At 58.7% G+C, this 14,687-nt stretch carries 6 protein-coding genes; 2 read left to right on the top strand and 4 right to left on the bottom strand.

Annotation, left to right across the window (positions count from 1 at the left end):
• Window positions 1-177: 177 nt before the first annotated feature.
• The 4 genes from ACNKU7_RS11515 to ACNKU7_RS11500 form a co-directional block, all read right to left on the bottom strand.
• Window positions 178-5,478, bottom strand: a complete 5,301-nt coding sequence (locus ACNKU7_RS11515; protein ID WP_418297135.1) for a S8 family serine peptidase — start codon at window positions 5,476-5,478, stop codon at window positions 178-180.
• A gap of 425 nt (window positions 5,479-5,903) precedes the next feature.
• Window positions 5,904-6,488, bottom strand: a complete 585-nt coding sequence (locus tag ACNKU7_RS11510; RefSeq protein WP_418297134.1) for an exopolysaccharide biosynthesis protein — start codon at window positions 6,486-6,488, stop codon at window positions 5,904-5,906.
• Between the two features lie 31 nt (window positions 6,489-6,519).
• A complete protein-coding gene (locus ACNKU7_RS11505) occupies window positions 6,520-9,690 on the bottom strand; it encodes an efflux RND transporter permease subunit (RefSeq protein WP_418297133.1) in 3,171 nt (1,056 codons plus the stop codon).
• Between the two features lie 8 nt (window positions 9,691-9,698).
• Entirely contained in the window at window positions 9,699-10,808 is a 1,110-nt protein-coding gene (locus ACNKU7_RS11500) for an efflux RND transporter periplasmic adaptor subunit (RefSeq protein WP_418297132.1), read from the bottom strand.
• A 359-nt stretch (window positions 10,809-11,167) separates the two neighbouring features.
• Between ACNKU7_RS11500 and katG the strand changes: the two genes are divergently transcribed.
• Together katG and ACNKU7_RS11490 are read left to right on the top strand one after the other, a co-directional pair.
• Window positions 11,168-13,402 (top strand): catalase/peroxidase HPI, encoded by a 2,235-nt coding sequence (gene katG / locus ACNKU7_RS11495; protein WP_418297131.1) that lies wholly within the window; start codon window positions 11,168-11,170, stop codon window positions 13,400-13,402.
• A gap of 156 nt (window positions 13,403-13,558) precedes the next feature.
• Window positions 13,559-14,665 carry a MipA/OmpV family protein gene (locus ACNKU7_RS11490; RefSeq protein ID WP_418297130.1) on the top strand — a complete coding sequence of 369 codons (1,107 nt, stop codon included), beginning with the start codon at window positions 13,559-13,561 and terminating at the stop codon, window positions 14,663-14,665.
• Window positions 14,666-14,687 lie beyond the last annotated feature (22 nt).

Raw genomic sequence — 14,687 nt, 5'->3', positions numbered from 1 at the left:
ATTAGCCGGCATTCCTTAATAGAAATGATCGATTTCAATGGCTTTGATTGTTCTGGCCTATTGGTTGGCCGAATTCGATAGTCGATTTTGGGGCGGGATAGTGCTTCGGCGGGCCAAAAAAAAGCGGGCCCCGAAGGGCCCGCTTATAAGGTTCAGACTAAAGCTATGCGCCTGTTATCAGGCTTGCTTGCGTCTTCTGAACAGACCAGCCGCTGCAAGCAGAGCCAGCAGGTAGTACACAGAACCACCTTTTTTCTTTTTCTTTGTGGGCTCGGGTTCCGGCTCTACCGTGGTTGTGCCACCGGAAGAGCTGCTGGAACTGCTGGAACCGCCAGATGAGCTGCTTGAGCTGGAGGAACTGCTGGAACCACCAGAAGAGCTGCTGGAGCCACCAGAGGAGCTGGTCGCAGCGGCCTCAACGGTTACAGTCACGCTGGTTTCTGCGGTCATGGCGCCATCGCTTACGGTTACAGTAAACGTGTGTTCACCTTCGGTCAGGTCGGTAACCGTCGGAGTCGCAGTGTCCGCACCTTCGATGTTGCCCGGGCCGCTCCAGCTGAAGCTCAGTGCATCGCCGTCAGCATCGAAGCTTGCACTTGCATCGAGCTTCGCGCTCTGGCCTTCGGTGATGGTGACGTTGCCTGCGGCAGCTGCCACAGGTGCGTCAGCAACCGGGTTTACGGTCAGCATGAAGGTTACGCTGCTGGCATCGGTGGCGACGTTGTTGTCGCGCACGGTGACGGTTACTTCGGTTTCACCGGAGAAGTTGGCTTCCGGGGTGATATCGAAAGTAGAACCGGCTTCGTGGCCGTTAACGGTAGCAGTGATGTGCTCGCCGCTGACTTCGATGGTGTTACCCACCTTGTCTGCGTCTACGAACAGTACCTGGATGCCCTCGAGGGTTTCATCCTCGTTCACCACCTGGTCAGCGATAGCGGACAGCGCGATGTTGCCGTTTACCTTGATTTCCTGGGTGGTGGACTTGGTGTCAGCAAACTCCATGGCGTTGTCGAGGTTGACCACCAGGGTCTGTCCAGCGGCAGACTCGTTTACACGGGCCTTGAACTTCACCTGCATGGCGCTCTGCTCAGGACCGCGATAGTCGTAGCAGACTACCAGGTCATTGTGCAGCTTCTGATCCAGGTTGTTGTAGCCGAAGCTCTCTCCGAGGTAGCCGTTCATCGGGCCGCCTGAGGTGAGGAAACCGTCACCCTGCTCGATACCGATGGCGCCGTCTTTGAGGTCACCGCTCAGGTTGTCATAGGCCATGACAATCTCGGGCATGCCTTCACGGAAGTCGATGCCATTACGCATGATCACCTGGAAGTCCACTTCGGTACCGGTGGCTTCATCGACGATATTGTCGTACTCCATGAAGACCAGGTCACCGAGATCCGGACGCTCACTCGCATACTGGTTGGCAATGGTCAGGCCGCGTACTTCATCCGGGGAGTTGAAGTAATCGGCGGTGAAGTTACCGCGCCAGAACGGCATCACACCGGACATCACGAAGCCAGCGCCGGCAGGACGGTGCCAGTTCCATACCCACCAGTTCTCATCCATGTGCAGGAGACCGTTCGGCAGGATGTTGACGAAGCCCTTGTGCGGCAGGCCAAACAGCGGAATCTCCGCACCTTCCATCCAGAACAGCCACTCGGTGGAGACCTGAACAACGTAGTTGGCGTTGGCGCCACCTTCCCACAGGCCTGGTAATGGGCGAATGTTGAACTCCAGCAGGTCGATGTACTTGCCGTCGGAGTATTCGTCGATCATCGGCGTGTGACACATCTGGTCGGTGTCGTTGGTGGTTACCACGTATTCGCGGGCCACTTCACGGGTGCTTGGCTGCAGGCCGGCCAGGCTGATCAGGCCGTTTTCGCTACCGAGGTTCTCGACGTTGGCGGTCGACTCTACCGAGCCTTCTACCAGGGTCAGTCCCTTGGGCAGGGTTGCCTTGATGTCGTAGTTGCGGTCGCTGGACTCCAGGTTCTGGCGTACATCGAGCACAAAGTCGATGACGTCGCCCGGCTTGGCGGTTTTCTGGCTGATATCCAGGTTGACCTCGTCTTTACCGCGCTCAACACGTACGGCAGACAGGCCAATGCTGCCCGGGGCACCGGTAACACCCAGGTCGAAGGCACCGTAGTACACGTCGCCATTGGTCGCTTCCGGCAGGTTCCAGTCCAGGATGATGTCCACTGCGCCGGCGCCATCGCTGGAAGCCGGGGTGGTGATGGTCATGTTGTCCGCGTTGGATTCCGCACCCACCACAGCGTAACCACCAGTTACTTTGCCCGCTTCATGTCTCAGAAGGCCGTCGCCGGCAACCGAGGAGTTATGAATCACAGCCCAGTAGCTGCCGGGTTCCGGATTGTTGATTACACAGAAGTTGTTTACACCGGGGTGGAAGGAGGTACATACCAGCTCTTCCCGGTACTCGTCGGTGCTCGCGAAGTCCGCGCCATTACCGTTGCGGTCGATACCAACCATAACGGAGGCATTGCGATCCAGGTTTGCGGGATCGGTGGCTTCATAGCTGTAGGACTCGACCACCAGCTGCTTGGTGCCTGCCGGTACATCGATCAGCATCCAGCCCCAGCCACTTGCTTCATTCATATTGCCGGGAGACACATTGACGTTGCCGCGTCCCAGGTCAAACTCGTGCACATTGGCCTTGGTGAGGCCGTACTTGCGCACTTCAAATGAGCCGGTTTCGGGCAGCTGCAGACCGCCGATGATTTCGCGACCCTGTTCGCGGTGAACTTTCATGGCAACCTGGTTCGGCAACGCCCCGCGATCAAATGCGGCGACAACCGGCAGGTGGCTGCGAGGCGCAGCGCCACTGGTTTCGGTCAGCACTACATCGCCGAAGAAGAACAGGTGATTGGTGTCGATGGACGGCATGTCTTCAAACGGGGTCTCGGCGGCCGCGTCGAACATGTCTGCGTTCACGTTAACCGTAACCATGATGGTCTGTTCTTCGCCGGCACGCAGTGTGAACTGCTCCGGAGTTACGGTAACTTCAGCGTCAGAGCCATATTTGCTCTCGCCGGTTGCCGTCCAGGTACCGTCTTTGGTCGCCTTCAGAGTGCGAATCCAGGAGCAGGTGGTCTGGCAGTCTTTGTTCACCATGGAAGCGGTATTCAGCCACTCCGCGCGACCGCCTTCAGCCGGGTTGGCGGCCAGGTAGTTCTCGATGGTTTCATTCATCACCAGGCCGGCCTGGGCCGCAGCGGCGATGTTCAGGCTACCAGCGCCCTGACGGAAGGAGTTATCCAGCGCCAGTTTGCGGCCGTAGGCGTCGCTGCCGTATGCCTCACCCGCGGTCATCATCAGCGCCGACTGGATTTCCGCCGGAGTCCAGCTGGGGTTTGCCTGCTTCACCAGAGCCATGGCACCGGCTACCTGAGGAGACGCCATGGAGGTGCCGCTCATGAAGGTCCAGTCGCTGGGGAATGGGAAGTTGGTGAACGGCTGGTCGTCCGCATTCGCCGCGTACACGTCCACACCCGGTGCCGCGATCGCCGGTACCAGGTAGTTGGTGTTAGTGCGGCTCGGGCCGGCGGAGCTGAACGGCGCCATCACGTGGCCGGCTTCCGGATCCGTGGTGTAGGTAGTCACACCGGCAGTGATCTCTGCCATGTTGACCGCGTTCTGGTTGGCATTCAGCCACCCGTACAGATTGTTGCGGTCATTGGAACTGATGTGAATGCCCGGGATTACATACGGGTCGGCAACCAGGGTTTCGCTGTAGCTTACGTTGCCCAGCACAAAACCTTCCGCGCCACCGGCTGCCACGTTTTCTGCCTTGGCAACACGCGCGTTTTCACCGCGGTCACACAGGACGATCACAGGCAGGGTGCTCTCATCTACGTCCAGGGTGTTGGGGTCGTCGGCGAAGTCGAAGGTGTTGGCAGGAAAGGGCTGCTCACACAGCTCAGGAGCCATGCTGGAGTTCGGGTTTTCGTAGTGGCCTGCGTAAACAATGCGACCGCTGATACCCTCGGAGTAGCTGACACCGTTGAAGGTTTTGCCGTTAACCCGCCAGGTCTGGTTGGTACCGCCGGTGAAGTTGCCGATGGTTTTTTCTGCTTCTTTCAGCACGCGATCGTGGGTCAGGGCGCCAACTGAGGTCAGCCACGGAGAGGTGTGGTCGGTGCTCCAGTAAGCGCCGGCATTACCTGCAGCTACTGCAACAGAGATGCCTGCTTCCCGTGCGGACAGGAACGCCAGTTCCATCGGGTCTTCCCACGGGAAGGACTCGGCGCCGCCGATAGAGAAGTTGATCACGTCGACGCCATCGGTGATTGCGTCTTCGATTGCGGCGAGGATGGCTTCTTCTGGACAGCCTGTATAGGTGTCACCAGCGCCACCGTTGCCTGCGTAACACACCTGGTAAGAGATGATGTTGGCGTGCGGTGCAATACCGGATGTTTTCGGGAATGCGAACGGCAGGTCGATGCCGTCAGAAGTAACGGTGTTTTCCGGAGCCTGCAGCGGGGTGTCCATAATGACGTTGCCGCCGGCCGTGCTCGCCGTGTGGGAACCGTGGCCGTGGTAGTCCTCACCGTTGCTCGGGCGACGGTTGGCACGTGGGTTCCAGTACTTGTAAACATCGGTAATGACCGGGTAGGAATGCACACCGATCAGCTTGTCGTTACACAGGGTTGCGTCCGTAGCACAGTCGCCCACGTATACACCTTCACCCAGAGGGTTGGTGTGTTCGTAGCCGTCGCCGCCGACTTCCGCGAAGGCGATGTGGTCGGTATTGATGCCGGTATCGATGATACCGAGGATCATACCTTCACCCTGGTAGGGCAGGCCGCCGGTTACTGAGCCGTCGTGCACTTTATCTGCGCCGAGGAACTCTACAGAGCGGTCAGAATTCAGCTGGAAAATGCGCGACTGGGTGATGCGCTTCACACCCGGCATTTCTGCCAAGCGTGCCGCTTCATCCTGGGTCATGCGAACCGCCATGGCGTTGGTTGCCATGGTGAATTGCTGCTGAACCTCAAAGCGAATGCCACGCGCCTTGGCGGTGCTCACCAGGTCAGACTGGGCGCGGCTCAATTTTTCGCGGTATTGCGCAACAGTGCGGTTGTTTTTCAGGTTCTTGAAGGTGTCGGCAGAACCCTGAAGCGGGGAAATGTCGCTACTGAAGTTCACTACCGGTTCGTCACTCAGCTGGACGATGTAGGAAACCTCGCCGGATACATTGCCCTGCGGTTCGAAAACCGGACGGGTGCTGCCGTCGCGCACCTGATTCACACCAGGCTGGCGGTTCTCGTAAATGCTGCCCTGGATCTCTGCGGTATCCTGCTGCGAACCGCGAATCATGTCGAGGGTCAGTTTGGAAGCGTGAAGCCCGGTACGATGATCCGGTACAGCGTCAACCGCCGCGGTACCACCGGCGACATACAGCGCGGTAATACTGGCGATAAGACACTTGGAAAAGCGTGCCTTGTTGGATTGGTTCATAGTTATTATTTCCTGATTAGGCGGATTACCTGATCGCGCCACTGAAACGCGCTGTTTCAGTCTCCGGCGGCGAAGCATCCACCATTTACCTCTGAGAATATGACGCGATTTTCATCGCGATCGGTTGTTATAGAGGAATTGAAATGGGGTGAATATGGGAGTTTTATTACGCCTTGTAACAGTCTGTCACAATGCACTAATGGCACAAAAGACAGTTATATAAAGTCACATAAGGCGTTTTGGCGGGGTTCGTTTATTCGGGAAATGAATAGAGGGGCTGGCAGTGGTGGCTAAAAAATGCACGCTAGAAAGGCATGATTTTCCGGTAATCCGAAGTTGCCTTGTCCACCAATCTGCTGAAGCGAGGCTTCGGTGCCGTTTTCTACTGCTGGCGCCCGCTCCAAAAGAGCACACTTTGGCTGCTTTTACATCAGGGCGTGGGCGATCAGGGCGGGTACCGTACAGGTCACGATAAAGGCAATGATGGCCAGAAGGCCGTCGTGGGCTACGAGTGCCAGACCGAATGCGGCGAGGGCGATACCCGCAATGGACGCGGAGAAGGGGACTATCTCCATGACAGGGAGCGCCAGCGCGATGGCGGTACACTGGATGGCAATCACGTAGGCGCCTGCGCGATGCACAAACAGCGGCAGGCGAGGCCGCAGCCACTGGTCAACGACGGATGCTGGCCTGTGCAGCCAGCGGAGGACTCGGCGGAATTTTTTTGCCGAAATCGAGCGGCGCAGGAGCCAGTCCGGTAGCCACAGGTGATGACGCAAAAATAGCAGCTGCAAGGACGCCAGTAACACCAGCAGCCCCATGAGAGTAGGGACACCCGGAATGCCAGACAGGGGAGAAAAGAGTATCAGGCCGGCGAGCAACAGCAGCGGCCCAAAAGAGCGCTGCCCGAGTGCCAGGATGATTTGGCCCAAGGTGAAGCGATCCCTCTGCGGAGATTGGTGATCCAATTGCTGCAACAACTGGGTTAGATTCTGTATCTCCTCGGGCATGGCTTGGACAATGGCCTTGGGTTGAGACAGCTTATGCGTTACTGGTCGTCTTTTCCTCACCATGCGGTAACTTCATGCGTTGATGCCAATTCAGCACGAATACCGTCAGTGACGGCAGCATAGTCAGGGTTACGATTGTTGCGCCGATAATACCAGCCATCACGATCACACCAACCCCCCGATAGAGCTCGGTGCCGGCGCCCGGAAGAAAGACCAGCGGAGCAAGACCGCAGATCGTTGTGATGCTCGAAATGGCAATCGGCCGCAGGCGGGACTCAACCGCTTCCTGTACCGCCGCCACCGCACTGGTCTGACCTTCAGCAACATTGGAAACGGCCCGGTGCACGATCAGGATCGGGTTGTTGACCACGGTTCCCATCAAAATCAAAAAGCCCAGCATGGAAATCATGTCGAATGGCTGGTGTATCCCCTCCATCCCCAGTCCACGCAGGATGGTGCCCACCACGTTGAGAATGGCCAGCCCGGCAATGCCGCTGGCAATCCCCAGGGGAATCGTGGTCATGATCAATAGCGGGTAACCCCAATGGGCGAATATGGCCACCATCAGCAGGTAGACGATTGCCAGCGCCACCAGATAGTTGTTGCCGAGGGATGCGCGGGTTGCGTCAAGCTGGTCGGCGGCACCGGAAATTTCCATGCTGACGCCCAGCGGTACTTGGCCCTGGTCTTTGAGGTACTGAACCAATTCGCTGCGGACTTTTTCCACGCCTGTTTCGAGGGCTACCGAGCGCGGGGGAATAATATTCAGCGTGACGGTGCGGCGGCCGTTTACGCGGCGCACGGTCGCCGTATCCACCGTTTCATTGATGGTGGCCAGTTCTGATAGCGGAAGCACAGCGCCTGCCGGGGTATACACAAAGATCTTCTCCAGCGTTGCCAGGGAGGCATCTGGCCCCTGTTCGTTGTAGAGATAGATGTCGATCTTGTCGTCGTCGAGAAAAAACTCATTTACGAATGCCCCGTCGGTGAGTGCGGCCACGGCAAAGCCGATATCCTCCGCGCTCATGCCGAGTTCCGCAGCGCGCTCCCAGCGGGGGCGGACTTCAAGTAACGGTTGAGCCAGTGACAGGCTGGATGGGCGTGTCTGGATGTTAGGTGCGTCGAAAATGGACTGAGCGCGACGGTAAGCGGCCTGTGCAACGCTATACAGGTCGGCCAGGTTAGCGCCCGATATATCCAGGTTCACACTGCGGGTGCCACCGTCGTTACTGCTTATGATGGAGCCGCGTGCCGCAAAGGCCCGCATGCCGGGATAGCTCTCGTACTTGTCCACGATGGCGGCCATCAAGGGGTCGATTTGTGCTGGATCCTTGCTCTCGGCAATGATGCGAATACTTTGCGGGGTAACACGCATGTTGAGGTATTTCATCGCCGGCACCGCAGACTGGCCACTGGCAAACGCAGCCGGTGCGTCATCCACAAAAGGCAGGAAGTAGTCCTGCAGTTCGCCGGCAATCGCTTCCATAGTCTCCAGGTTGTAGCCGGCGGGGGCATTCATGGTGGCGAAGGTCTTGGCTTCTTCGCCTTCCGGCAGGTATTCCGCGGGTGGTGTCAGCAATAACACCATGCCGAGGCTGGCGCCGACGATGATGGCGATGCAGTAGAGACGCCGCGTAGCCGAGTCCAACAACCAGTGGACGCGGTTTACGACTGCCCGGCGAAGCCGGCTATGTGCCATGGCGGCGCCACTGCTGTCCTCGAATACCATGCGCGCGCTGGCGGTGGGGATTACGGTGATCGCCACAAGCATGGATACCAGAATGGAAGCCGAGATGGCGATAGCGATATCCGAATACAGCTGTCCGGCTTCTTCGGCGATAAATACCACTGGCAGGAACACCATCACGGTGGTCAGGGTAGACGCCAGCACGGCGGGCCAGACTTTGCGCACACCCGAGATTGCGGCCTGCGTGCGATCCAGCCCGCGGCGGCGTTCCAGCTCGATACTTTCGAGCACCACAATACTGTTGTCGAGCGTCATGCCGATGGCAAAGGCCACCCCGGCCAGCGAAATCACGTTGACCGTGCGACCGGCAAGCAGCAGGCCAATAAAGGCGGCAATCGTGCAGATGGGAATGCCCACCACACCGAGCGCGGTGATCCGGAAAGAGCGCAGAAACCAGTACATGATAGCGGTGGCGAGGAGGGCGCCGAGGGCCAGGTTCTTCCAGACATTGAACACGGAGGCCTCGACATAGCCCACATCATCAGCGGTCAGCGCCATCTCCATCCCGAGGGGCTCGAGCAGTTCGCGGTTGATGAGAGGCACTTCCTTCATCAGGGCGCGCTTGATGTCGATGACGTTGGAGCCGCTTTCCCGTCGCACCGAAAGGCTGATCACCGGCAGGCCGTTGACATACGAATTGCTGCGGAGCTTGAAGTGATCGAGTTTGACCTCGGCAATGTCACCAAGGCGCACGATGCTGTCACCATCGCGCAACAGGATCAGTGCCCGCAATTGTTTCAGGTCTTCAAAGCGACCCAGGGTGCGCAGCAGGTAGCGGCGCTTGCCGCTTTCCACTTCGCCGCCGGATATATCCCGGTTGCGGACGCTGATGGCCCGGCGCACATCGTTGAGTGTGAGGTTTCGCTCAGCCAGTTGCTCTGGCTGCAGGCGAATCTGAATCTGGCGTTCCGCGCCGCCGTACACGTCGACCTGCGCCACGCCGGGGACGCCGGACATGCGTGGGCGCACGTTGTCCTCCACGAAGTCGCGCAGCATATCCATATCGAGGCCCCGGGGGTTTCCGGGTAGCGGGGAGATACGGTAGTACATGAACGCGTTGGCGGAAAACGAGGTCGCGTAAACCCGCGGCTGATCCACATTGATGGGATAAGACGGCACCTGGGTCAGGGCATTGTTGACGCGTATCTGCGTATCGGTGATGTCTACGCCGAACGGGAATTCCAGTTCGATTTCTGCCGAGCCCAGATCGGCAGTGGCCTGCAGGCGCTGCAAATACGGAATATTGCGCAGGTACTCCTCCTGTTCGATCAGGATTTCCTTCTCAATGTCCTGTGGTGTCGCGCCGGGCCAGCTGGTGCGGATGGAAATGGTGCGCACTTCGAGGTCTGGAATCATCTGCACGGGAATACGGAACGCCGCCAGCAGCCCCAGAATGGTGATAATGAGCACCGCGACGGTAACCAGGATGCCATTGCGGACGATGAACTCAAACATGGAAGAGCCTACCTGGCTGCCTGTTTGAGTATCACGGTCTGCCCCGGCTGCAGGCTTTCGTTACCGCGCACGACAACGCGCTGGCCCGCTGCGAGGCCGGATCGCACCTCCACCAGATCGTCGAAGCTGAGCCCGGTGGTAATCTGCTGCTCGGAGACCGCCACCGGCTGCCCCCACTGACTGCCTTCACCCGCCACCCACACCGTGACACGACCGTCCGGGTAGCGCAGCACCGCGTCCCGCGGCACGGCGATGCCTTGTTCCGCCTGTGTCAGTTGCAGGGTGGCGGATGCCGACATTCCGGGGATCAGTTGCGTACCCGGTGCGTTTTTTTCAGCGATGGTTGTACGCAACAGGAATGTGCGCCCATCGCTGCGGCTGACGGGAACCCGGTGTTCAACCCGGGTCGTTATGGTGCGGCCGTTATCCAGTTTCACCGGGATTTTGGTATCAGGCTGTATCCGTGCGAAGTACCGTTGCGGCACCTGGAAGTCTGCCCGCAATGCATCCGTGGCAACCAGTTCAAACAGTGCCGTGCCGGGCTCCACCCATTCGCCAACGTCGACCTGGCGCAGGCTTACGGTGCCGCTAAACGGCGCGTATATCTGGTGGCGCCGGAGGAGGGCGGACTGTCGTTCTGCTTCCACATGGGCCGCCCGCAGGAGTGCCTCGCGCTCGCGGACTTCTGACGCCAGGCTGGCGACTTCGGTCTCTGCCACATGCCTGTCCCTGACCAGCGCGCGAAGCTCCTGCAGGCGTCGGCGGCTGTCGGTGAGGGTCTCCTGTACCCGGGTGACTTCCGCCAGTGCGGCGTCGCGGCTGATTCTGTTCAGCTCCTCATCCAGCGACAACAGCAGCGCGCCTTTATCCACTTTGCGCCCGACATCCGTATGGATGGCCTGGATCAGCCCGGAAACTTCAGACGACAGCATCGCCTGCTGCAGTGCGTGAATTGTGCCGGATACCGGTACTTCCTCAAGTAACGGCTGTCGCGTGGCAATGACGGCCTCGACGGTAATGGGGGTGCCTGTACGCATCTCGGGGTTCTCCTGCGGCAGCGCAGTAATGCCCCACAAGCAGGTAAGGAGTAACAGGGCCCCGGGAATAAATGCCCGCATGGATATTATTTCTATGTGTGTTGGCGATACAGCTCAAAGCATAGACAGGTGCAACTGCGCGCAGGCGGGATTAACGCTCGCCCGGCCGGGCTGCGACTTTCGATGACGAAAGTGATGCCCGGTGAACGATGAAACAAAGGCATGAGCGAGGGCAGGAACTTTGCGGAAAGTTGGGTAACAGGGCCGGGATATATTCATAAGGAATACCGGACTGCACCATTGGCGCAGTGACGGGCAAATGGCTGGCGTAAAAACCTTGATCTGCGCGCATATCCTCGGGAGATACGTGGATAAGGCGAAAAAATTTCCTATATTTCTCATCGCACAGCGCCATAACAATTCGGGACGGAGACGCGTCAATGGGAATGAACAAACGGTTACTGCCAATCACCGTGGCAGCAATTCTATCGGTTGCAGTCAGCGGGCAGGCCTCGGCCCAGCAGGAGCCCATGCCCGGTGAGCCAAAATCCAATCAGTTCTGGTGGCCGGATCAGCTGGATCTTTCTCCGTTGCGTGATCATGGAAAATCCTCCAATCCCATGGGGGAAGATTTTGATTACGCCAAAGCCTTTAACAGCCTCGACCTGAACGCGGTGAAAAAGGATATCGAAACGGCCCTGACCACATCGCAAGACTGGTGGCCGGCAGATTACGGTCACTACGGACCACTGATGATTCGTATGGCATGGCATGCGGCCGGTACCTACCGCGTTGGGGATGGCCGCGGCGGTGCCGGCGGTGGCCAGCAGCGCTTCGACCCGCTGAACAGCTGGCCAGACAACGCCAACCTGGACAAGGCCCGCCGTCTGCTGTGGCCGGTGAAGCAGAAATACGGCAAGTCGATTTCCTGGGCGGATCTGATGATCCTGACTGGCAACGTGGCGCTCGAATCCATGGGGTTCAAGACGTTCGGCTTTGCCGGGGGACGCGTCGACGACTGGGAACCGGAGCTCGTCTACTGGGGGCCGGAAACCCAGATGCTGGACTACGAAAAGCGTTTCAAGGGAAAGGAGCTCGACCGCCAGCTGGCGGCAACGGTGATGGGGCTGATTTATGTGAACCCGGAAGGGCCCGGCCACAACCTCGATCCCAAGTCTGCGGCGGAAAAAATTCGCCTCAGTTTCGGCCGCATGGCGATGAATGATGAGGAAACCGTCGCCCTGATTGCCGGCGGACACGCATTCGGTAAGACCCACGGGGCGGTAAAGGCCGACTGCGTGGGTAAAGAGCCCGCGGCTGCGCCCATTGAAGAGCAGGGCTTCGGGTGGATGAACAAGTGCGGCAAGGGCAACGCTGAAGATACCTTCACCAGCGGCCTGGAAGGCGCCTGGACCATCACGCCGGCACAGTGGAGCCACAATTTCCTGGATAACCTCTACCGGTTCGAATGGAAAAAATCCAAGGGGCCGGGCGGTGGTACGGTATGGATTCCCACAGACCCGAATGCGGCCAATATGGTGCCGGATGCCCACCTGAAAGATAAGCGCCACGCGCCGATCATGCTGACCACCGACCTTGCACTGAAGGAAGATCCCGCCTATCGCAAGATCTCCGAGCGGTTCAAGGACAATCCCAAAGAGTTGGAAGATGCCTTCGCCCGGGCCTGGTTCAAGCTGACCCACCGGGATATGGGGCCGAAAGCGCGGTATCTCGGTTCCGAGGTGCCCAAGGAGGACCTGCTGTGGCAGGACCCTCTGCCCGTCGCAGATTACAAGATGGTGGATGAGCGGGACGTATTGGCGCTGAAAGGCAAAATTCTCGCCTCCGGGCTGACGGTGCCAGAATTGGTGCGGACGGCCTGGGCCTCGGCCTCTACGTTCCGGGGCTCCGACATGCGCGGCGGTGCCAACGGCGCCCGTATCCGGCTGGCGCCACAGAAAGACTGGCCCGTGAATGACCCGCAAGAGCTGGCCAAGGTGCTCGCCAAGCTGTCAGCCGTCCAGCAGGAATTCAACAAATCCCTGTCAGGAGGCAAGCAGGTTTCCCTGGCGGACACCATTGTGCTGGCGGGAAATGCCGCTATCGAACAGGCAGCCAAAAAGGCCGGGCACAATGTTCATGTACCGTTCAAGCCGGGGCGCATGGATGCCACCGAGCAGATGACCGATGTCGAGTCGTTTAGCTGGCTGGAGCCCAGGGCAGACGGTTTCCGCAATTACTACGGAAAAAACAATTCCGTTCCACCGGCCAAAATGCTGGTGGATCGAGCGGATCTGCTGACACTGACCGTGCCCGAAATGACGGTGCTGGTAGGCGGTATGCGCGCGCTGGGTGCCAACGCCGGCAACACCAAGCACGGGGTGTTTACCGACAAGCCGGGAACCCTAAGCAACGACTTCTTTGTGAACCTGCTCAGTATGGATACCGTCTGGTCCAAATCTTCCCAAGGCGATGGACTCTATGAGGGCAAGGATCGCAAGAGTGGTCAGGTGAAATGGACGGCAACGCCGGTGGATCTGATTTTCGGCTCCAATTCCGAGCTGCGAGCCCTTGCCGAATACTATGCGACCGGCGATGCCGACAGTGTTTTTGTAAATGACTTCGTCAAGGCCTGGTCCAAGGTGATGAACCTCGATCGGTTTGACAAATCCTGACCGCCCAACGGCTTGGTCTGGCTTTGGATACTACGGGGCAGCTTTCGAGCTGCCCTTTTCTTTATTGATCCAGATGTTTGAGGAAGACGTATTACCGGGTTAAATATCAAGCTCCGGTTTCCACCAAAGACCGCTATCAACCTGTTGTGCTCGCTTATGAACATGATCCGAATATGGTTACTTCTGTCGCTTTCATTGCTCCTGTCTTCTGCGATTGCGGATGAAATCGATGTGCGCGTAAGCGGGGCGCCCTCGCAGGGAACGCTGGTATTGCAGGTGTATGACAACCCCAATACGTTCGGCAGTTTCCGCGATCCGGCCCTGGAGCAGCGCTACGCCATTCGTGCCGACGGTGTTTATCGCCTGTCCAATGTACCGGTAGGTGCCGTTGCGGTGCTCGCCTATATCGACACAAACGGCAACGGTGCTCTGGATAAAACGTTCATTGGTATCCCTAAGGAGCCCATCGGATTGTCCAACCGCTATCGCCCCAAAGGCCCACCGAGTTTCCAGCGCGCGAGTTTTGACGTTGCCGCGGGCCAGATGCAGACACTGGATGTCGAGCTTTACCAGGTTCTGGGTGAGGCCGGTCAGTGGGGTGTCGGCATCGGCGTGATAGGGCGCAGCAGTCCGTATGTTGATTCAGACACCAATGTGGTCAAGGTGATACCGGCGATTACCTACTTTGGCGAGCGGCTGCAGTGGGTGGGGCCGCAGTTGCGCTATGGCGTCATTGGCAGTGACCAGTTTCGCCTGGCGGTTACGGCGGCCTACCGGGTTGGCGTGTACGAGGAAGACGACAGCCCGGCTCTGCAGGGGCTTGGCGACCGCGACGATACGCTCATGGCCGGTATTGGCCTGGTCTACGAGGGTCTTAAGGGCACCGAGGTGGATTTTCGCTACGAGCACGATGTCCTCGACCGCATCGGTGGGGGTGCGGCGTCACTGACGCTCTCCCGGGGGCTGCAATGGGGCAATCTGCGGGTGTCCCCGTCGTTGGGCGTCAATTGGCTGAGCAGCGACCTTGCCACCTATGACTTCGGTGTCCCGGCCTCTGCGGAGCTATCGACGCGACCGGCCTACGATGTGGGCAGCAGTGTCAATGTCGAGGCCGGTATAGGCGGCCTGTTCGAGATCACCGAGCACTGGCGCGTGGTATTGAACCTGAGCGCAGAATTCCTCGACAGCGAGATTTCCGACAGCCCGATCGTAGCGGACGACCATGTCCTGAAAGGCTTTGCGGCGATTACCTACACTTTCTGACCCAGCCGTCCCCAGGCATCAT

This window comes from Microbulbifer weihaiensis (genome assembly GCF_048323715.1).
Lineage (GTDB): Bacteria > Pseudomonadota > Gammaproteobacteria > Pseudomonadales > Cellvibrionaceae > Microbulbifer.
Note: the sequence above shows the minus strand (reverse complement) of the source record. Positions and strands in the feature narration are given on the sequence as shown.